This is a genomic window from Micromonospora sp. NPDC049900 (genome assembly GCF_044461025.1).
Classification (GTDB): Bacteria; Actinomycetota; Actinomycetes; order Mycobacteriales; family Micromonosporaceae; genus Micromonospora.
On the sequence record NZ_JBITKM010000015.1, the window covers coordinates 77,948 to 98,327 of the forward strand.

Here is a 20,380-nt window from a genome sequence, read left to right on the forward strand (position 1 = left end):
CGACTACCGTTCCCAGGTCTGGGGAGGTACGTCGATGTACGTGGTGTCCGTAATCAACTACAAGGGTGGGGTCGGCAAGACCACGGTGACCGCCAACCTCGGGGCCGAACTGGCCAACCGAGGGCTGAAGGTGCTGCTCATCGACCTCGACCCGCAAGCCAGCCTGACCTTCGGCTTCTACGACCCGGACGACTGGCGGGAGCGGCTGCGCGACTCCCGGACCATCAAGCGGTGGTACGACGGCCTCCGCGAGGGCGACACCGCCATCACCCTGGGTGACCTTGTGGTCTCCCCCGGTCCGGCGAACAGCCGGCTCTCCGGAGCCGGGCGACTCGACCTGATCGCCTCGCACCTGCAACTGGTCGACATCGACCTGGCCCTGGCCCGCAGCGTCGCCGGTGGCGAGGAGTACGACGCCGAGCTGTTCCGGGTACGCGGCTCGCTCGCCGAGGGGCTGCTCGCGGACGGGCTGGAGCCGTACGACATGGTGCTGATCGACTGTCCGCCGAACTTCAACGTGGTCACCCAGTCCGCCATCATCGCCAGCGACCATCTGGTGATCCCGGCCAAGGCCGACTACCTGTCCACCCTCGGCATCGACTATCTGCACGGCAACGTGCGGGAACTGGTCGACCAGTACAACGCCGACGCCCGGCGGTTCGCCACCGTACGCCGACACCAGAAGGTCGCCCCCGGCGTGGCCGGCGTGGTCTTCACGATGATCCAGTTGCTCGCACAGCGGCCGATCGCCACCCACCAGGGCTACATGGACCAGGTCCGCAACCTGGGGCTGCCGGTCTTCCCGACGGCGCTGCGGGAGAACGTCACCCTCTATGCCACGAACACCCCGCGCGGGGTGCCGGTGGTGCTGCGCGACCGGGTCACCGTGCCCGCCGTCCGCGCGGAACTGCGCCAGCTCGCCACCGAGTTCCTCGACCACCTGCAACCCGCGTGAGGGCGACGGAGGCCACCGACCCGGCGCGGTCGATCGTCCGACTGGCGGCCATGACCAGCCGCGCCGACGGTACGACGTTCCTGTCCGAGCGGTCGGCACGCGAGTTGCGGGAGTTGGCCGCGCAGATCGGGCTGCGCGGCCTCGGCGGGCTGCGCAAGGCGGAACTCGTCGAGCGGATCGTGGACGCCACCATCGGCTACCGCCTGAACTCCACCGCCCTGCGCCGCCTCTGAGGCCGGACGCGGCGCGTGAGAAGAGGCCGGTCAGCGGGTATGTCGATCCCATGGCAAGCACGATTCCGGACATTTCCCTCAACGACGGCAACTCGATCCCGCAACTGGGGTTCGGGGTGTTCCAGATCGCCCCGAAGGACACCGCCGACGCGGTCCGCACCGCACTGGACGTCGGCTACCGGCACATCGACACCGCCGAGATGTACGGCAACGAGGCCGAGGTCGGCCAGGGCATACGCACCGCCGGGGTGGCCCGGGAGGACGTCTTCGTCACCAGCAAGCTGAGCAACGCCTGCCACCGCCCCGACGACGCGCGCACCGCGTTCCAGGCGACGCTCGACGCGCTGCGGACCGACTACATCGACCTCTTCCTCATCCACTGGCCGCTGCCGACCCGCTACGACGGCGACTTCGTCTCCACCTGGAAGGTGCTGGAGGAGTTCCGCGCCGACGGTCGGGCCAAGTCGATCGGCGTGTCCAACTTCCAGGTGCCGCACCTGGAACGGCTGGCCGCCGAGACCGAGGTGGTGCCGGCGGTGAACCAGATCGAGGCGCACCCGTACTTCCCCAACGACGAGGTGCGCGAGTACGGCGCCAAGAACGGCATCGTCACCCAGGCGTGGTCGCCGATCGCCCAGGGCGCGGTGCTCGGTGACCCGACCATCGCCGACATCGCCGAGCAGGTCGGCCGGACGCCGGCCCAGGTGGTGCTGCGCTGGCACGTCCAGCGGGGCGACGTGATCTTCCCGAAGTCGACCACCCCGAAGCGGATCGAGGAGAACGTCGACATCTTCGACTTCGAGCTGGACGACGCCACCATGGAACGCATCACGCTGCTGGGCCGGGGCGAGGCCGGTCGGCAGGGCGCCCATCCGGACACCTTCGACTACATCCCGTCCTGACCCCCGGGGCTCCGCCACCCCGAGGTACCGACCACAGCCGCCGCTAGATCCGATCTAGCGGCGGCTGTCCGTCGTCTCGCGCCTGAACCACGACGACGTCGTTGTAGCAGGCGGACGGCGACGGGACGAACGGAAGGAAGCACCGAGATCATGACTAGACGCACCACCGGCCTCGCCATCGAGGCCGAGGGCCTGACCCGGTCGTTCGGTGAGACGCGGGCGCTCGCCGGACTCGACCTCCAGGTGCCCGCAGGTGCCGTGTACGGGGTGCTCGGGCCGAACGGCGCCGGGAAGACCACCGCGGTCCGGGTCCTGGCGACGTTGCTGCGGCCGGACGGCGGGCGGGCCCGGGTCTTCGGGCACGACGTGGTCACCGAGGCCGACGCGGTCCGCGCCCGGGTCAGCCTGACCGGCCAGTACGCCTCGGTGGACGAGGACCTGACCGGCACCGAGAACCTGGTCCTGCTGGGCCGGCTGCTCGGTCTGCGCAAGCCGGCCGCGCGGGAGCGGGCCGAACGGTTGCTGGCCGCGTTCGGGCTGACCGAGGCGGCCGGGCGACAGGTCAAGAAGTACTCCGGTGGTATGCGCCGCCGCATCGACATCGCGGCGAGCATCCTCAGCACCCCGGATCTGCTCTTCCTCGACGAACCCACGACCGGGCTGGACCCGCGCAGCCGCAACCAGGTGTGGGAGATCGTCCGGGCGGTGGTGGCACACGGCACCACGGTGCTGCTGACCACGCAGTACCTGGACGAGGCCGACCAGTTGGCCGGACGGATCGCGGTGGTCGACCACGGCCGGGTGATCGCGGAGGGCACCCCGGGCGAACTCAAGTCCTCGGTCGGCTCCGGCACCGTGCACCTGCGGCTGCGGGAGGCGGACCAGCGGCCCGAGGCGCGGCGGCTGCTGGAGGCCACGCTCGGCGTGGCGGTGCAACTCGACGGCGACCCGGTGGCGATCACCGCGCGGGTCGGCGAGGCCGGCAGCGACCTCGACGCCAGCGCACAGGCCGCCCGGGCACTCGGCGAGCTGTCCCGCGCCGGGATCGTGGTGGACGACTTCTCGCTCGGTCAGCCGAGCCTGGACGAGGTCTTCCTGGCTCTCACCGACCGTCCCGCCGAGCCGACCGCCGAACGCGACGACGAGTTGGAGGCAGCCCGATGAGCAGCGACACCGCCACCTCGACCGGACCGTCGCCGTCGGTCTACGTACCCTCCTCGGAGGCGTTGGCGACGGTGCTCGCACCGGCGGCACGCCCACCACGCCCGAGTCCGCTCGCGGCGTCGCTGACCTTCAGTTGGCGCGCCCTGTTGAAGATCAAGCACGTGCCGGAGCAGCTCTTCGACGTCACCATGTTCCCGATCATCATGGTGCTGATGTTCACGTACCTGTTCGGCGGCGCGCTCGCCGGAGATCCACGTGACTACCTGCAGTTCTTCCTGCCGGGCATCATGGTGACCAGCGTCGTGATGATCACCATGTACACCGCCGTCGGGCTGAACACCGACATCGAGAAGGGCATCTTCGACCGCTTCCGGACGCTGCCGGTCTGGCGGCCGGCCGCCCTGGTCGGCATGATCTTCGGGGACGTGCTGCGCTACGTCCTCGCCGCCACGGTGATCCTCACCCTGGGACTGGTGCTCGGTTTCCGTCCCGAGGGCGGTCCACTCGGCGTGCTGGCCGGGGTCGGCCTGCTGGTGGTCTTCTCGTTCGCGTTCTCCTGGGTCTGGACGCTGTTCGGGCTGATCATGCGCAACGAGAAGTCGGTGATGGGCGTCAGCATGATGGTGCTGTTCCCGCTGACCTTCCTGAGCAACGTCTTCGTCGAACCGTCCACCATGCCCGGCTGGCTCCAGGCGTTCGTCAAGGCGAACCCGATCACCCACCTGGTGTCCTCGGTGCGGGCCGCGATGGCCGGCACCACGGACACGTCGGCCATGATGTGGACCATCGGCTGGAGCGTGCTGTTCGTGGTGGTCTTCGGCAGCCTCACGATGTACCGCTACAACCGCCGCTGACCCTCGACCACCGCGGCCCGGTTCCGAGCAGCGCCCCCGCCTGAGAGGGTGCGCCCGGGACCGGGCCGGTCACAGTCGCCAGGGCAGCGGCGCGGCGGGGAGATAGTGGCAGGCGGCACCGGTGGAGACGGTCGCGCGCAGGTACGCGGCCAGCGGCGGATGCCGTTCGTCGAGCCGACGCAACGTGTCCCTGATCCGTGCGGTGACTGTCTTGCGGGCCCGCTCCGCCTCGTCACCCAGCCGGCGGGTCCGTCCGGCCAGCCCGGCGGCCGACCGCAACTGCGCGATCAACGCGCCACGTTCGGCGTCCAGCGCGGCCACCCTCGACGTGTCGCCCCGGCCGGCCGCCCGGTCGATCTCGTCGTCGAGGCGGGTCAGGTGACGCCGATAGCGGTTCCTCGCCTCCTCGTCGAGCACCTCGTCGCCGCCCATGCGCCGGGCCGCCACCAGATCCGGGCCGGCCGCCGGGTCCAGCAGCTCGACGGCGGACACGTCGACCCCGGGTCGGCCGAGCAGCAGCCGCAGGTCGTGCAGCCCCTTGGCGTCCGGCAGGTGCACGGTGACGCCCTGGTAGGTGAGCCGCCAGACCGCCCCGTCGCGGCGGAACTCGTACTCCGGAGTCGGTGGCGTCGGGTCCGGCGGCGTGGGCGCCGTCCGGGGCGCCGGGGTCTCCTCGGGGAGTCGGGCGAGCACCTGTGGCAGGCCGAGCCCGCGAGCCTCGTTCCGGGCCGTCGCGCGGATCGCCTCGGCGGTGACGACGTCCCCGGAGAACCCGCGGGCGACCAGAGCGTCGGCGAGCGCCACCCGGGCGAAGAGGGACCACGGCCGGGCGCCCATCCGCTCGGCGGCGTCGCGGGCGGCGGTGAACCGGGTGACCGCGTCGTCCCACCGCCGGTCGGCGGCGTCGACCACACCCAGCCAGTGCTCCACCGGGCCGCTGAGGTCACAGCCGAACAGCGAGACCAGCCACTGACCCTGGTACGGCAGCAGCGCCGCTCGCGCCTCGGCGCAGCGCCCCGGTTCAGCGACCGTGGCCTGGGCACGCAGTCGCAGCCAGAGCGGCGCCACCGGACCGGAGTACGCGGCCCCGGCGGCCTCGATCTCGGCGGCGATCCGGGCGGCGGTGCGGTGGTCGCCGCGTTCGGCGGCGGTGATGCCCCGCAGCAGCGTCCGGTACGGGTGTCCGCCGTCGCTCAGCCGGTCCAGCAGGTCGTCCGCCGCGTCGAGGTCGCCGCGCAGCGACAGGTACGACCAGCGCAGGTGATGGCCGAGGAAGCTGTGGTCGGCGTGCTCCCACTCGTCGAGGTCGCCCAGCTCGAAGTAGCAGGTCTCGGCCGCGGCGAAGTCGCCACGGAAGGCGCTGGTGATACCGGCGTCGATGGCCGCCGCCATCTGGTGACGGGGTCTGCCGGTCTGCCGGGCCTCGGTCACGAACGCGGTCAGCTCGTCCTGGTAGCGCGGATCGCCGAGTTCGAGCAACGCCACCCAGCGCAGCGAGGTGGCCCACAGCTCGGTCTCCCGGTCGCCGCCCCGGCGGGCCACCTCCCGGATCTCGGCGGTGATGGCGACCCGGTCGGCCGCGGTGCCCGGCCCCCAGGTGGCGTCGTGCCGGGCCCAGAGGCTGAAGGCGAGCGCGTCGTCGTCGTGCACCCGGCGGGCCAGGGCCTCGGTGGCGGTGATCAGGTCGGCTTCCAGCCGACGGAGCGGGGCCACGTCGGCGGGCTCGCCGACCATCCGCCGGTACGCCTCGCGGACCAGCCCCTCGGCGTCGACGGCGATCCGGGCGTTGGTCTGACGGTGCCGGTACACGTTGAGCGCGAACCGGGCCAGCAGCGCCGGATCGTCTGTGCTCAGCGCCAGGGCGGCGGTGTCGGCGAGGATCTGGTCGGCCTCGTCCCGGCCACCGGTGTGAAAGAGACGGTCGGTCAACTCGATCATGATCTTGACGCGTTGGGAGGGGTCCGTCGCCACCGTCGCCGCCCGACGCAGGTGCACGGCCGACTCCTCCAACGCCAACCGGCAGGCCGCGTCCCGGGCGGCGGCGAGCAGCAGTTCCGCCCGCCGGTACGCCTCCAGGTGCGCGTCGGCGAGCCAGGCGTGCCGGGCCAGGTCGGCCGGGATCAGACGCTCGGCGAGCGCGGCGTGCGCGTCGACGGCACGGACGACGGCGGCGTGCCGCACCCGGCGCTCCGCGTCGGCGAGGCCGTCGTACAGGGTCTCCCGGACCAGGTCGTGCGCGAAGGTGTACCGGCCGTCGCCGCCGGAGAGCACCAACCGTGCGGCCACCGCCACGTCCAACAGGGCGTCGAGCCGGGCCGCCGGCAGACCGGCGCTCGCCGCCAGGACGGCCGCGTGGAACTCCCGCCCGAGGACCGCGGCGACGGTCAGCACGTCGACCACCTCGGCCGGCAGCCGGTCGAGCCGCCGCCGCACCACCTCGCGTACGCCGGGCGGGATGCCGGCCAGTTGCCCGTCGGAGTGCCACAGCCGGGCGGTCTGCTCCACGAAGAAGGGGTTGCCGCCGGTCCGCCGGTACACGTCGTCGACACAGTGCGGATCCGGCTCCCGACCGGCGGTACGGATCATCAACGCGCCGACCTCGTCCCGGGACAGCCCGGTGAGGACGATCGGGGTGGCCTTGGCCACCAGCGACATCAGCAGCGGCCGCAACGGGTGGTCCTCCGCCTCCACCTCCGCGTCCCGGTACGTGCCGACCAGCAGCAGCCGCTCGAACCAGGTGTGCTGGGCGGCGAACCGCAGCAGCCGCACCGACGCCGCGTCGGACCAGTGCAGGTCGTCCAGGACCACCAGCACCGGCCGGCGCTGGGAGACGGCGACCAGGGCGGCGGTGACCGAGTCGTAGAGCGCGAACGCCTCCCGGTCGGCCGCGTCACCGTCAGCGGGCCCGATCCCCGGTGGCAGCAGCCCGTCCCCGCCCGGGGTGGCCGGCGTCATCAGCGACGAGCCGTGCGACCTCGGCGCGGCACTCACCTCGCCGAGCAGCAGCCGCAATGCCGGCTCGGCCGACTCCCGGGCCACCGCCCAGTCCTCCGGCGACCGGCGCAGACCGCGCAGCACCTGCACCCACGGCCAGTAGCCGGGCGCGCTGGCCGAATCCCAGCAGGCCGCCCCGAGCACCAGCGCGCCCTGCCGACGGGCCTCGTCGGCGGCGGACGTGACCAGGGTGCTCTTGCCGATCCCCGGCTCGCCGGTGACCAGGACCAGCCCGCCGTGACTGGCGGCGGCCCGGTCGACCTCGGCGCGCAGCAGACCGGCGGGATGGTCCCGTCCGATCATCACGCCGCTGGGCCGCGCCCTCATGGCACCCGACGGTAGCCGACACGACCGACAGACCCGCACCGGTCGGCGACGCCGGACGGGACCGGCCGCCCGGTCGGGGCGCCCGAGGTCACGCGTCCGGGCCCACCGGCCCGAGCGCCGCCAGGTGGGCGAGGACGGCCTGGTTGGCCTCCCAGCCGTCGGGGAACTTCACCGGTACGTCCAGTTGCGGCGCCTCGGTCGACGGGTGGGCGTCCAGCAGCTCGCCGATGCCCGCCCGCGCCACCACCACACACGCCTGCCGGTGCCGGGAGGCGAGCACACAGAGTCGCCCCGACTCCAGGTGGAAGGCGGTCGCGTCGCGGCGTCCGGAGAGCGGGTGCAGCACGATCGTCATGTCGTACTCGCGCCCCTGGAGCCGGTTGGCGGTGTCCACGGTGACGCCCGCCCCGGCCTCGCCGAGCAGCGACCGGATCACCGCGACCTGGTCGCGGTGCGCGGCACCGACGGCGATCCGGTCCGCCGTCACCGGCGCGCCGGCGGGCGACTGCTCGCAGATCGCGACCGCCCCGCGCCGCAGTACCCGCAGGGCGAGCGCGGCGCAGGCGGCGGCGGCCTCCACGTCGGTCCGCAGGGTGTGCCGGGCCGGCAGTTCGTAGAGCGCCCAACCGTCGGCGGCGGCCAGCTCCACCGCCCGGTCGACGGCGTCACCCGGCCCCGGCTCGGTGAGGTGCAGCGCCCGCTGGGTGGCGACCGTGCCGGCCCGGAACTCGGTGAAGGGGTAGAACGCGCGCGACACGACCGGGGCGGCCGAGGCGGGCAGCCGCCAGGACACCGGTAGCCGGTGCACCGGCAACTGCGGGTTGTGCCGCAGCAGCACGGCCACCGCCGACTGCATCGGATCCCAGGTCAACCCCGCCCACCGGCCGGTCTCGATCGTGGAGAACGGATCGAGCTGCCCGGGATCGCCCACGAACAACGCGCGTTCGAACCTGCCGGCCACGCGCAGCAACGCGTCCGAGCGCATCTGGTACGCCTCGTCCACGATCGCCCACGGCCACGAGCCCTCGGCGACCGTGGCCCACTTGGCGGCCGTACCGATGACCACGGCCGAGGCGGCGAGGTCGGTGACCTTCGCGGCGATCCGAACCTGCTCGTGCGCGCGCACCCGTTCCGACGGGCGGTAGTCCCCGGCGGAGAGCCGACCGACCCGCAACTCGGGAGCCTTCCGGGCGAGCCGGTCGATCAGGTCGTCGACCTGCTCGTTGGTCTGCGCGATGATCATCAGTGGCTCGCCGGTGCCGGCAAGCTCGACGGCGGCCCGCACCACGAGCGTGGACTTGCCCGCACCGGGCGGCGAGTCGACCACCACGCCCCGATGCTCGCCGGACCGCAGGTCCGCCAACACGGTCGTGATCACCCGTTCCGCCTCGATGCCCGGCGGCACCGCCAACTGCGGCAGCATCGTCCCCACCCCCATTCGGCGTCCCGCGACCCTACCGCCGTACGCACCACCCCCCGGCGCGCCGCACCTCGACCGCCGGGGCTGACCACCCAAGAATGTGCTCGATCCGGGATCGAGTGGCGTCACGAGCGCGACGAAACCACTCGATCCTGGATCGAGGGTGATCTTGCGCGGCAGGCAGTGCGGGCGCGGGGCTCAGTGCACGATGACCGGGGCGCGGGGTGCCTCGCCCGGCTGCTCCCCCGGCTGGTCGTCGAGCAGGTGCGACCGTTCGCGCCGCCTCGGCAGGAACGCGGCCGGGATGAACGTCGCCGCCACCAGGGCGAACGCGACCCAGAAGGTGGTCGCGAAGGAGTTGGCGGCGAAGTCGAGTCCGCGCTCGATGATCGACGGGTCGGGCAACTGCTCGGCGAGTTCCGGCCGCTGCTGGGCGGCGACGGCCAACCCGGCCTCGGTGACCGGCTCGCCGTTCGGGCCGGTCAGGCCGGGGATCGGCTGGGACTTGTTGAACTCGTTGGTGAGGATCACCGACATCACCGCCGCGCCGACCGAGCCGCCGATCTGCTGGAGGATGTTCACCAGCGTGGAGCCCCGTGCGACCTCGTGCCCGGTCAGCGTCTTCAACGCCGAGGTCATGATCGGCATCATCGTGCCGCCCATGCCCAGGCCCATCACGAACAGCGAGCCGCAGAGCAGCACGTACGAGGTGTCCGCGTCGAGCTGGGTGAAGGTGAAGAACCCGGCGAGGATCAGCACGAGCGCGAACGGCACCGTCCGGCCGACCGGCACCTTGTCGGCGAGCATGCCGGCGATCGGCATGGTGACCATGGCACCGAGGCCCTGCGGTGCCATCAGCAGACCGGCGTGCAGCGTCGACTCGCCGCGCACCTGGAGGAAGTAGCTGGGAAAGAGCAGACCGGCGCCCATGAACGCGATGATGAAGACGAACATCGTCACCGCCGCGATCGTCAACCGGCGGTTGCGGAACAGCCGCAGGTCCAGCAGCGGGTGCTGGGGCTTGAAGGAGTAGAACACGAACGCCACCACCAGCACGGCGCCGACCAGCATCGGACCCCAGACCTCCGGCTCGGCGAAGGTGCCGGTCTCGGGCAGCGTGGAGACGCCGTAGAGGAACAGGGCCAGACCGGGCGAGAGCATCAGCATGCCGACGAAGTCGAAGGACTGGGATGGCTGGGCGGCGTCCTTCGGCAGGGCGAGCTGCGCGTAGATCAGCGCGACCACACCGATCGGCAGGTTGATCAGGAAGATCCAGTGCCAGCTCGCCACGTCGATCAGCCAGCCGCCGAGGATCGGGCCGCTGATCGGGCCGAGCAGCATCGGGATGCCGAGCACGGCCATCAACCGGCCGATCCGGTTCGGGCCGGCAGCCCGCGTCATGATCGCCATGCCGATCGGCATGAGCATGCCGCCGCCGAGGCCCTGGAGCACCCGGTACCCGATCAACTGCCCGATGGTGTCGGCGGTGGCGCAGAGGCCGGACCCGATGGTGAACAGCGCCAACGCGATCATGTAGAGGCGCTTGGTGCCGAACCGGTCGGCGGCCCATCCGCTGAGCGGGATGACCGTGGCCAGCGCCAGCGTGTAGCCGGTCATCGTCCACGCGACGCGGGCGTACGAGGCGTCGAACTCGCTCTGGAACGTCGGCAGCGCGACGCTCACCACCGTCACGTCGAGGATCGACATGATCGCACCGAGCACGACGACGCCGGCCACCTTGAGCACCGCGGCGTCGAGTTTGTCCGATGTCGGGACAGGTTGCGATGCCGCGACAGATTGCTGTGCCACGAGGGTCTCCTGTTGTCGGATCTGGCCGAAGGACGAGTGGTGGTGGCCGACGCGGTGCCGGCGGAAGACCGGCCCGACGTGCGGAGGAGGCGATGCCCGCAGCGCACATTAGCCCCCAACCCCGACACTCCGCCGCCCGTTTAGCGGCCGGCAGACCGGTGTTCCTCGTCACCGTCCGCTTCCACGGCCACTTGCCGGAGACGACTAGTCTGAGATAGAACTAGTCAAGGATCGGAAATACCTCGTCGATGCAACTAGTCCGAAGGCGGTGCTACCAACGATGGGTGCCACAGTCGACCCGGCGACAGGTTGGCTCCGCGCGAGCCTGGGGCTGGCCGTCCTGGCCGTCCTCACCGAGGGCGAGCGCCACGGCTACGCCCTGGCGCAACGGCTGGCCGACCACGGCTTCGGCGCGGTTCGCGGTGGTGCGCTCTATCCGGTGCTGGGCCGACTGGAGGCCGACGGGGCGGTGCGCTCCGACTGGCTGCCCGGCGACCGCGGCCCCGGACGCAAGGCCTACTCGATCACCACGGCGGGCCGGCAACGGCTGGCGGCGGAGCGCGCCCGCTGGGGCGAGTTCACCACGGCGTTCGACCGACTCCTGACCGCAACCCGAGAGGACACGAAATGACGGAGCCGTTCGAGCGTTGGGAGTTGCCGACCCGACTCGCCCTCAGCGACCAGGGCGTCGGCCACCACCTGGCGAACCCGATCATCGCGGACGTCCGCACCCACTGCGAACTCAGCGGCCAGAGCCCGTACGACGCCTTCGGCGACCCGGAGGAGTTCGCCCTGACCGCGGCGGCCGAGCAGCCGGCACACCTGCGACAGAACGTGGACCGTAACGGCATGCTCCCGGCCGACTACCTGACCGGCTCGGTCTTCGCCCTGGTCCTGCTGGGCCTGGGCGCCATGATCTTCTACGCGATCCTGGAACGGACCCTCACCTTCACCACCACACCCGCCGGGCTGGCCGGTCTGATCATGGCCTGCCTCGCCTTCACCGCCTGCGCCGTCCCCGACGCCCTGCGCGCCGCCGGGCGCCCACGACTGGCCACCTGGTCGTTCGCGCTGGTCGGCCTCTTCGTCGGGCTGGGCGCGTCGTGCTTCGTACTCCTGCCCAAGGAGCCGGCCGCCCGCGTCCCCGTGCTCGGCATCGTCGTGGTCGCGCTGCTCCTGCTCTGGCTGATGACCCGGCGACCGGCCACGCCGAAGCAGCCGGTCGACTACGTCCCGCCCACCCCGCGCACCGCACCCGACGACGACCCCGACGCCTGGTACCGCCGCCTGTCCGGCCTGCTGGTCGGCCGTTACGACCTTCCGCCCGAGCGCGCCACCGACCTGGCCCGCGAGGCCCGCGACCACCTCACCGCCGCCGGTGGCACCCCCACCGCCGAGTTCGGCCCGGTCGAGGAGTACGCCCGCGACCTCGCCGAACACGAGCCGCAGCGACGCGTACCCTTCTGGCGCACCACCTGGGCGGAGCTGATCGCCACCCTGGTCGCCGTCCAGCTCAGCGTCGCCGCCTTCTTCGCCTGGACCGACGAGGGTCACGTCTGGGCCGCGTACGGCGTCGCCCTGCCCGGCACCCTGATCGCCGTAGTGATCGCGATCCGCCTGGCCCTGCGCCTGTTCAGGCGCGGCTGACCCGGCCCGACGCCCTCTCGTCACCCGCGGCGAGAGGGCGTCGCCCTACCCGCGCTCCGCGCCCACGACGCGCTGCACGGCAATGATCGTGTCCGTCGGCAGGTCGAGTCGCCACAGCACCGCCGCCAGGTAGTCGAGCACGCGCCAGTGCTGCTCCGGGGTCAGCCCAAGCCGCCGCCACACCCCGCCGACCGACCCGATCGCCCTGCCCGGACCACCCAGGGCCGGGGTGAGCTGGGCCGCGAGATGGGTGGCGAGCCGCCGTCGGTCGATCCCCAGCAGGTACGGCGCCAGCTCCGCGTCGGCCGCCACCAGACGCATCCAGCGGTGCACCACCCCACGTACCCCGGCCGGCCCGAGCCAGTCGATCGCATTGCGCGAGCAGGCCACCAACTCCGTCGTCCGCATGACCATCAGTACGGACCGTCCCGGTTGATCAGTTCACCCGTCGCACCCCGACCGTCCGATGAGCACAGTGTGACCGGGCCCGTGGGTGACCAACTCGGGTTCGGGGCCTGTCGAGCTGACGGCATCGACGGATCGCAGGAACCAGCACAGTGAACGGCGGACCATGATCCGATCGACCTCCTCCTCATCCCCCCGGGTCTCAGTGAAGATCGCGCTCGATCCGGGATCGAGTGGTTATCGTCCGGTTCTGATGCCACTCGATCCCGGATCGAGCGTGATCTTGCGGTGGGGGGCGAGAGAATCCGGCGCGAGTGACTGACGCCGAGCCCCGCCCGACGAACCGTGAGCTGGTGCAGTCCTACCCCCTCACGGCCGCCCTCCGCCCATACGTCAGGCCCTCCTGGTACAACGCCGCCCGATCAGCACAAGCACCTCTCAGCAAGAGCGTGGCGGTGTAGCTGTTCGACACGCCGGGCCCGCAACAGTTGCACTGCCACGATCCCGGCCACCCGCATGTCGCACGCCGTCCTGTAGACAAGCACGCTTGACACTGAGTCCGATGTCAAGCATCCTTGACGTGACAAGGTCGCTTGACATCGGAGGTGTTGGTTGCGGAACGATCTCCGCGAGCTTCGGCAGGCTGCCGGGCTGTCCCAGCGGGAACTGGCCGAGGCCCTGAACGTCTCCCGGCAGACGGTCAACTCGATCGAGACCGGCCGCTACGACCCGTCCCTACCACTCGCGATCGCCATCGCCCGTCACTTCCACCACCCCGTAGAGGAGATCTTCCATGTCGACTGAGGGTCGCGGCACGCCAGCGGACCACCACACACCTGAGGGTCACGGCGCACCTGAGGGCCACCGTACGACCGACGGTCGCAGCATCCTGCGGAAGCTGTCGGTCGCCGCCATCCTGACGGCGGTCGCTGCGCTGATCGTCGCCGTGGGCCTGCTGCTGCGGGAGCACGGCCCCGGCAACATGGGTGTCGGGTTCCTCCAGGGAGCGGCGGTCGGACTGCTCGCCTTCCTGCTGATGGTGTGGCGGCTGAGCAAGCGGCCGGACCGCGCCACCACGTTCGAGCGGGCCTGGTCGCAGACCGGGGACGAGCGCGACGACGCCGTGCTGACCCGCGCCCTGGCCGTGCTGGGTCTGGCCGCGTTCCCGCTCACCTCGGTGGCGGCCGTCGCCGTCGCACTCGGCGCCGAGCCGAGCATGGTGTTCGCGCTGCTGCTCTTCGCCGAGATCGTCGTCGGCGGGGTCGCCTTCGCCGTGGTCAACCGCCGGAGCTGACCGGGCCGACGCCCCGGGAAGCGCGCGGAGAGTCGGGCACCGGGTCGTGGGTGCCGGGTGGCGTGTGCGCGGTGCAGCGTCGCAGCCGGTCCGCGGCCATCCGACCACCGACCGCCAGGCCGTACCGTTCGACGGCCGTCAGGCCGTACGCGCTGCAGGTGGGCGTGAAGCGGCACCGCCCCGGCCAGCGGGGGGACAGCCACCGGCGGTAGCCGAGGATCGCCACCCGCCCGGAGCGGTCGGCCAGGGGCGCCGGGACCACCCGGGCGGACGCCGAGCCGAGCGTCAACAGAATGGTGAACAGGGAACAGTCGCAGGCATAGCATCCCGGCTCCACGCAGGATCGATCCTTGCGCTGCCGACGCCCGGCCGTCTTGGTCATGGCGACATCATGATCCCGCCGCGCCACCCGATCGCATCGGGGATGCGCACGCGACAACGAGGCCGATCATCGACTTCGATCCTGTCAAGGCTTGATTGATCGATGCACTTGTGCAAAGGATACGAGGACGCTCGATCAGCGCGCGTAGATCCATAACCCCTGGTCACCCAGGGTTGAGTGGGTCTGTCGGCTATGAGGAGGTTCTGTGGCTCGACGCCGCTTTGCGGGGATAGCAGCCTGCGCCATCGTCCTACCATTCTTCGTCGTCGCCCAGTCGGCGGCGGCCAGCCCGAGCACGACGGCGGCCCAGCCCGCTCCGGCTCCGGCGACCGGGATCGCGAGCGACGTCCGCGACCTCACCAGGAAGGACTTCACCTTCAACGGCAAGCCGGTCGAGGTGCCCCGGCAGTACCAGCCGCAGGCGCAGCGCCGGTCGGCGCAGGCCGCCGAGACGCCGCCGGTGGGTACGGTGCGACAGTGGCTCGCGCTCGACGACTACCAGGGCGTGATCTACCTCAAGGACTACACGCTGCGGGGTGTGGGCGACAACATCGAGGTCTGGGTCGCCAACGACACGGAGTTCCCGGAGGGTGACTGCCGCCGGCAGATCGCGAACTCGACGGTGGTCACCGACGCGCAGGTGAATCGCCTGGTCGACGAGTTCGACAGCAACATGTATCCGAAGTCGACGGCCGCGTTCAGCACGCCGCCGGACCGTGACGGCAGCAACGCCCAGATCGACGGCGACTACACCGGTGCCGGCAACCGGACGGTGACGCTCGTCGACAACGTCCGGGACGACAACTTCTACGATTTCCCGGCCGCGCCGACGTACATCGCCGGGTTCTTCTTCTCGCTCTTCAACGAGTTGCTCGACCGCAACATCATGACGATCGACGCGTTCGACTGGGCGCACCGGACGGGCGTCGCCCCGCCGAACGAGCCGACCGACGACCTGTGCACCAGCCGGCCGGCGCGCCCGAACCTGTACGAGTCGACGTTCATCCACGAGTGGCAGCACCTGGCGCACTACTACACCGACCCGTTCGAGAGCATCCTGATCAACGAGGGGCTCTCCGACTTCGCCCAGACGCTCGGCGGCTATGCCGACGCCTCGGCCCGGGTCGACCAGCCGGGCGCGGACAGCCACATCTACTGCTTCCAGGGCTTCGGCACGGTGCAGACGGCCTACAACACGAATCCCCGGGACTGCGGCGGGCCGGAGAACTCGCTGAACCTGTGGGACGAGGGCGGTAACCCGAACGCGGTACTCGCCGACTACGGCAACGCGTACTCGTTGATGTTGTTCCTCTACGACCGGTACGGCCTGGACTTCATCTCCCGACTCCACCGCGACGGTGACACCCAGGGGCTGGCCAGCATCAAGGCGGCGCTCGCCGCCGAAGGGGTGACGGACCTCTACGGCGTGATCCACGACTACCAGACGATGAACCTGGTGGACCGGATCGTCGGCAACTCGAAGCTCGGTGTGATGCTCGGCCGTGACAAGCGCAAGGTCACCTCGGCCAGCCTGAACGCCACGGTGAACCTGGCCAACCCGGCCACGCACGCGACGCCGGGCGCGGCACCGAACGGTGCCGACTACGTCCAGTTGCGCAAGGCCAACGGCAAGCCGCTGGGCCGCGGCGAGCTGAGGTCGATCAGCTTCAAGGGCGCCAAGACCCTGCCGGCGGTGCCGCTGGCCTGGACGACGGTGACCAACGACCCGGACCGTCCGGGCAACCCGGTGCTGTGGTCCGGCAACGGCAACAGCACCGACGCCGCCGCCGTGACGCCGGTGAGCGTGCCGGTCGGCAACCCGACGCTGACCTTCCTGGCCAAGTACGGTGCCGAGGCCGGCTACGACTACGGCTACGTCAGCGTCTCGACCGACGGTGGCAAGAGCTACACCGCGATCGAGGGTGACAAGACCGTCCCCGGGCCGCTCGGGCCGTCGCTGAACGGCACCACGAGCGGCTTCGAGCCGCACTCGTTCGACCTGTCGGCGTACGCAGGGCAGGACGTCCTGTTGAGCTTCCGCTACGTCAGTGACGGTGGGGTCAACGAGGGCGGTCTGCTGGTCGACGACATCACGGTCGGCGGCACGTCGGTCAGCGACGGGTCGAACCTGGACGCCTTCGCCTCGCCGTCGGAGATCTTCCCGACGCCGGTCGCGAACTGGAACGTCCGCTTCGTCGGCTACGACGAGAAGCTCCGGACGGCCGTGCAGTTCGAGGTCGACGGCAAGACCGGCTTCACCCTCGGGGTGGTGCAGACGGCACTGCTCACCGCCTTCCCCACGGTGGTCGCCATCGTCGCCTACGACGAGCCGACCGAGCAGGTCACGCAGTACGCGCCGTACCAGTTGACGGTGAACAAGGTCGTGCAGCCCGGCGGCGCGCCGCTGAGCTGACCGACCTTTGACGAGGACTCCCGGTGCCGTGGTCGCGGCACCGGGAGTTCTGCGTTCCGTCGCACCTGCGGCAGGCGGCGAGGCGACCCGGGCCGGGTTAGATTGCCCGGATGGAGCAGCGTCTCAGCCTGATCACCCTGGGCGTCACCGACCTGGCCCGGTCCCGGGCCTTCTACGGGCGGCTCGGCTGGCGGGGCCAGGAGGTGGAGCGGACGGTGTTCATCCAGGCCGGCGGGATCGCCGTGGTGCTCTGGGCCCGCGAGTCGCTGGCCGAGGACGCCGGTGTGCAGGCAGGCCCCGCCGGTGGCTTCGGCGGGATCGGGCTGGCGCACAACGTCCGCGAACGCGACGAGGTGGACCGGGTGATGGCCGTCGCCGCCGAGGCGGGCGCGGTCGTCACCCGACCGGCCCGCGAGACGTCCTACGGCGGGTACGCCGGCTACTTCGCCGACCCGGACGGCCACCTCTGGGAGATCGCCTGGAACCCGGGTTTCCCGATCGCCGCCGACGGCACGATCACGGTGCCGGACTTCGGGCCACCACGATGACCATGCGCCGCGTCTGCTCCCCGGTCAGCGGCGGGTGCGGGCCAGGGTGAGTACGACGAGCAGCGAACCGGCCGCCGCGCAACTGACCACCACGGCCATCGGCACCGCGCTGCCCTCGCCACCGAGCCCGACCAGCGGTGCGGCGCCGGACGCGATCAGGGCCTGGAGGCTGCCGAGCAGGGCGGCGGCGGTGCCGGCGTACGCGGAGTGTCGTTCGAGGGCGAGGGCGGTGCCGTTGGGCATCACCATGCCGAGCGACCCGAGGAAGAGGAAGAGGGCGACGACGACCAGCGGCAGGGCGCCGAGCAGTGCCCCGACGAGCAGGCCGAGCGCGGAGAGCAGGCCGAGGCCCAGCCCGCCGATCAGCAACGGACGGGGGTCGTGGCGGTCCAGCAGCCGGGCGTTGAGCTGGCCGACGGCGACGAAGGCCAGGGCGTTGATCCCGAACAGCAGACTGAACGCACCGGCCGAGAGCCCGAAGACGTCCTGGAGGACGAACGAGGAGCCGGAGAGGTAGGCGAACAGGCCGGCGAAGGCGAGGCCCTGGGTCAACGCGTACCCGAGGAAGACGCGGTCGGTGAGCACGGCGCGCCCGGCGGCGGCGGTCGCGGCCAGGCCACCGGTGTTGCGGCGGGCGGCGGGCAGCGTCTCCGGCAGCCGCCACGTGACGGCGGCGGCGAGCAGCACGCCGGTCAGCGCCAGGGCGAGGAAGATCGTCTGCCAGCCGCCGACGCCCAGCACCAGACTGCCGAGCGCCGGGGCCACCATCGGGGCGATGCCGAAGATCAGTACGAGTCGGGAGAAGTACTTCGCGGCGGCGCGTCCGCTGTAGAGGTCGCGGACGACGGCGCGGGCGACGACGGTGCCCATGCCCCCGGCGAAGCCCTGGGCGAAGCGGAGCGCGGCGAGCGTCTCCGCCGACGGCGCGAACGCGCAGGCCAGCGACATCACCACGTACGCGCCGACACCGATCAGCACCGGCAGTCGACGCCCCCAGCGGTCGCTGAGCGGACCGGTGACGAGTTGCCCGAGGGCCATGCCGACCAGGCAGGTGGTCAGGGAGAGCTGGATCTGCGCCTGGCTGGCGGACAGGTCACGGGCCATCTCGGGGAACGCCGGCAGATAGGTGTCCAGCGACAGCGGCCCGATCGCGGTGAGCGCGCCGAGCAGCACCAGTAACCCGACGGCGGCCCGACCGGTGGGGGCGGCGACCCGCTCCGGCTGCCCGACTGTCGGCGCGGCGGTCTGCGGCATCATTGCCCCCTCGGCGGTCGGTTGCGCCGGGCTACGATAGCTCTGTTTACAGAGCCATTCCCGTGGAGAGGGCCGTTCTGTGACGGAAGAGACGCTCGGACAGCTCAGTGACGCCCTGGGCGACCTGCACCGGGTACTGCGCCGGACGGTCACCCAGCGGACCGGCCGGGCCGCCCTACCGGACACGCAGGTCGAGGTGCTGCGACTGGTGCAGCGGCAACCGGGGATCAGCGTCCGGGAGGCCGCACAGCGGCTCGGCATCGCCCCGAACACGGTGAGCACCCTGGTCGGCGAGTTGACCACGGCCGGCCTGTTGCACCGCGAACGGGATCCGGACGACCGGCGGACGGTCCGGCTGACGTTGACCGACGTGGTGTGGGAGCGGATCGCGGCCGCCGGGCAACACCGGCGGGACCTGCTCGCCGCCGCGCTGGCCGGGCTGGACGCCGCCGACCGGGAACTGCTGCTCGCCGCCGCACCGGCTCTGTCCCGCCTGGCCGACCTCGCCGCCGCGCAGCGCTGAGCCGACCGACGAGACCGGCGGGTCGTGGGCGGACCCGCGCCCACGACCCGCCGGAGGTCTCAGCCCCAGACGGTACGGCGGACACCGCCGTGCGTGCCGCACGCGCGCGGGCTGCCACCGGCCAGGCTGACCTTGCCGTCCGCGCACTGCACCAGGTAGCCCCGGCCCTTCCAGAACCCGGGTACGCAGTCGAAGTGCTCGCAGACGTCACGGGCCGGCTCGCTGATCCGCTCGCCGCCGCAGAAGTCGTACCCCATCGGGTTGACCGGGGCGCCGCAGCGCCGCTCCGGGGTGGGGGCGTCCCGTCCCGGCTTGGCCGAGCCGGGACGGGGTGCTTTGGACACGCCGGTGGCGGCGACCGGTGCCGGAGTGGCAGCGACCGCCGTGTCCGTGCCGTCCGGGTCCGGGCCGGAGTTCGCCAACGCCACCGGCACCATCACGACCAGCGCGGCGGCGACCACGGCGGTACGTCGACCACCGGGAATCAGCGCCGACAGCCGGGCCTGACCGGGAGTGGCGATGCCCGGCCGGGACGGGCGCAGCCGGGCGTGCTCGGCGATCAGCTCGTCGAGTTGCGCGATCACCGTGGCCCGCTGCTCGATCGCGTCGGCGAACGCCAGGCTGAGCACGAAGCGGAAGTCGGGTGCCGCGTCGGGGGGTAGCAGCACCCCGGAGCCGCGTCGGCGGTCCAGCACCTGGATCAGGGTGACCGGTGCGTGCGGGTCGTGGGCCAGCCCGGTCATCCGCGCGTACGCCCAGTCCCGGCGGCCCCGCCCGCCGAGCAGCACGAGCCGACGGCTGGTGATCACCGCCATGCCGGCGTCGGTGGCGCGCACTCCTTCGGGAAGCCGTTGGCGCAACCGGCCGACCTGCGGGGCCACGGTCAGGTCGGGCGCGGGCAGGACGGCGTTGTGCCGCACCTCCACCAGTTGGGCGGCGGGTACCACCCGCAGCACCACCTCGTCGGCGTCCAGTTCGAGCGGGAGGCCGTGACCCGCCCCGGTGGATCCGTGACACTGCTCCGCGAGCGCCCGCAGACGACGCAGATCGTCGCCGCGCCGCCGCCACTCCCCCTCGGCGCTGCGGAACGTCCGCAGCCGGCGCTCGTTCTGCCGGCGCGCCCACCGGTACCGCCATGTCGAACCCGTCGAATCAGTCCTTGCCACGCCGACTCCTTCGCCGCGCAGGCCACCAACCGCAGGCCACCTAAGTGGGGTGTCACAGTGTTAACGACCTCGGGAACCACCATGGACACG

General features: G+C 71.7%; 19 protein-coding genes. 12 read left to right on the top strand and 7 right to left on the bottom strand.

Annotation, left to right across the window (positions count from 1 at the left end):
* Positions 1-34 precede the first annotated feature (34 nt).
* From ACIBMZ_RS25485 to ACIBMZ_RS25505, 5 genes are all read left to right on the top strand, one after another.
* Entirely contained in the window at positions 35-955 is a 921-nt protein-coding gene (locus tag ACIBMZ_RS25485) for a ParA family protein (protein WP_396697926.1), read from the top strand.
* Complete coding sequence (locus ACIBMZ_RS25490; RefSeq protein WP_396697928.1) at positions 952-1,188, top strand: Rho termination factor N-terminal domain-containing protein; 237 nt, start codon at positions 952-954, stop codon at positions 1,186-1,188. Before ACIBMZ_RS25485 ends, ACIBMZ_RS25490 begins: the two co-directional genes overlap by 4 nt.
* A 50-nt stretch (positions 1,189-1,238) precedes the next feature.
* Positions 1,239-2,090 (top strand): aldo/keto reductase, encoded by an 852-nt coding sequence (locus tag ACIBMZ_RS25495; protein ID WP_396697929.1) that lies wholly within the window; start codon positions 1,239-1,241, stop codon positions 2,088-2,090.
* Between the two features lie 150 nt (positions 2,091-2,240).
* A complete protein-coding gene (locus ACIBMZ_RS25500; RefSeq protein WP_396697931.1) occupies positions 2,241-3,254 on the top strand; it encodes an ATP-binding cassette domain-containing protein in 1,014 nt (337 codons plus the stop codon).
* On the top strand, positions 3,251-4,108 hold the full coding sequence (locus ACIBMZ_RS25505; RefSeq protein WP_396697933.1) for an ABC transporter permease: 858 nt from the start codon (positions 3,251-3,253) through the stop codon (positions 4,106-4,108). Before ACIBMZ_RS25500 ends, ACIBMZ_RS25505 begins: the two co-directional genes overlap by 4 nt.
* 69 nt (positions 4,109-4,177) lie before the next feature.
* On the opposite strand, the gene ACIBMZ_RS25510 is transcribed toward ACIBMZ_RS25505, so the two are convergent.
* The 3 genes from ACIBMZ_RS25510 to ACIBMZ_RS25520 all read right to left on the bottom strand — a co-directional run bounded on the left by ACIBMZ_RS25510 (position 4,178) and on the right by ACIBMZ_RS25520 (position 10,658).
* Positions 4,178-7,429 (bottom strand): ATP-binding protein, encoded by a 3,252-nt coding sequence (locus tag ACIBMZ_RS25510; protein ID WP_396697935.1) that lies wholly within the window; start codon positions 7,427-7,429, stop codon positions 4,178-4,180.
* An 88-nt stretch (positions 7,430-7,517) separates the two neighbouring features.
* Positions 7,518-8,852, bottom strand: coding sequence for an AAA domain-containing protein (locus ACIBMZ_RS25515; RefSeq protein ID WP_396697937.1), 1,335 nt, complete (start codon positions 8,850-8,852; stop codon positions 7,518-7,520).
* A gap of 195 nt (positions 8,853-9,047) precedes the next feature.
* Positions 9,048-10,658, bottom strand: a complete 1,611-nt coding sequence (locus ACIBMZ_RS25520) for a DHA2 family efflux MFS transporter permease subunit (protein ID WP_396697939.1) — start codon at positions 10,656-10,658, stop codon at positions 9,048-9,050.
* Positions 10,659-10,938: 280 nt separating this feature from the next.
* On the opposite strand from ACIBMZ_RS25520, the gene ACIBMZ_RS25525 reads away from it, so the two are divergent.
* Complete coding sequence (locus ACIBMZ_RS25525; protein WP_396697941.1) at positions 10,939-11,289, top strand: PadR family transcriptional regulator; 351 nt, start codon at positions 10,939-10,941, stop codon at positions 11,287-11,289.
* A complete protein-coding gene (locus tag ACIBMZ_RS25530; protein WP_396697943.1) occupies positions 11,286-12,305 on the top strand; it encodes a hypothetical protein in 1,020 nt (339 codons plus the stop codon). Before ACIBMZ_RS25525 ends, ACIBMZ_RS25530 begins: the two co-directional genes overlap by 4 nt.
* Before the next feature lie 45 nt (positions 12,306-12,350).
* On the opposite strand, the gene ACIBMZ_RS25535 is transcribed toward ACIBMZ_RS25530, so the two are convergent.
* The gene (locus ACIBMZ_RS25535; RefSeq protein WP_396697945.1) at positions 12,351-12,719 is read right to left on the bottom strand and encodes a globin; all 369 of its coding nucleotides are present in this window, start codon (positions 12,717-12,719) and stop codon (positions 12,351-12,353) included.
* Between the two features lie 603 nt (positions 12,720-13,322).
* Between ACIBMZ_RS25535 and ACIBMZ_RS25540 the strand changes: the two genes are divergently transcribed.
* A complete protein-coding gene (locus tag ACIBMZ_RS25540; RefSeq protein WP_396697947.1) occupies positions 13,323-13,514 on the top strand; it encodes a helix-turn-helix transcriptional regulator in 192 nt (63 codons plus the stop codon).
* Positions 13,504-14,004 carry a hypothetical protein gene (locus tag ACIBMZ_RS25545; RefSeq protein ID WP_396697949.1) on the top strand — a complete coding sequence of 167 codons (501 nt, stop codon included), beginning with the start codon at positions 13,504-13,506 and terminating at the stop codon, positions 14,002-14,004. Before ACIBMZ_RS25540 ends, ACIBMZ_RS25545 begins: the two co-directional genes overlap by 11 nt.
* On the opposite strand, the gene yidD is transcribed toward ACIBMZ_RS25545, so the two are convergent.
* Positions 13,988-14,386: a membrane protein insertion efficiency factor YidD gene (gene yidD / locus ACIBMZ_RS25550; RefSeq protein WP_396697951.1), complete on the bottom strand. Its 399-nt coding sequence runs from the start codon at positions 14,384-14,386 to the stop codon at positions 13,988-13,990. The two genes, ACIBMZ_RS25545 and yidD, sit on opposite strands and share 17 nt — an antisense overlap.
* A gap of 205 nt (positions 14,387-14,591) precedes the next feature.
* On the opposite strand from yidD, the gene ACIBMZ_RS25555 reads away from it, so the two are divergent.
* Both ACIBMZ_RS25555 and ACIBMZ_RS25560 read left to right on the top strand, forming a co-directional pair.
* A complete protein-coding gene (locus ACIBMZ_RS25555; RefSeq protein ID WP_396697953.1) occupies positions 14,592-16,799 on the top strand; it encodes a choice-of-anchor J domain-containing protein in 2,208 nt (735 codons plus the stop codon).
* 110 nt (positions 16,800-16,909) lie between these two features.
* Entirely contained in the window at positions 16,910-17,347 is a 438-nt protein-coding gene (locus ACIBMZ_RS25560; protein ID WP_396697955.1) for a VOC family protein, read from the top strand.
* 24 nt (positions 17,348-17,371) lie between these two features.
* On the opposite strand, the gene ACIBMZ_RS25565 is transcribed toward ACIBMZ_RS25560, so the two are convergent.
* Positions 17,372-18,601: a multidrug effflux MFS transporter gene (locus ACIBMZ_RS25565; protein WP_396697957.1), complete on the bottom strand. Its 1,230-nt coding sequence runs from the start codon at positions 18,599-18,601 to the stop codon at positions 17,372-17,374.
* Positions 18,602-18,680: 79 nt separating this feature from the next.
* Between ACIBMZ_RS25565 and ACIBMZ_RS25570 the strand changes: the two genes are divergently transcribed.
* Complete coding sequence (locus tag ACIBMZ_RS25570; RefSeq protein ID WP_396697959.1) at positions 18,681-19,124, top strand: MarR family winged helix-turn-helix transcriptional regulator; 444 nt, start codon at positions 18,681-18,683, stop codon at positions 19,122-19,124.
* A gap of 59 nt (positions 19,125-19,183) precedes the next feature.
* Here the strand turns inward: ACIBMZ_RS25570 and ACIBMZ_RS25575 are convergent, their stop codons facing one another.
* Complete coding sequence (locus tag ACIBMZ_RS25575) at positions 19,184-20,290, bottom strand: hypothetical protein (protein ID WP_396697961.1); 1,107 nt, start codon at positions 20,288-20,290, stop codon at positions 19,184-19,186.
* Positions 20,291-20,380: the final 90 nt, after the last annotated feature.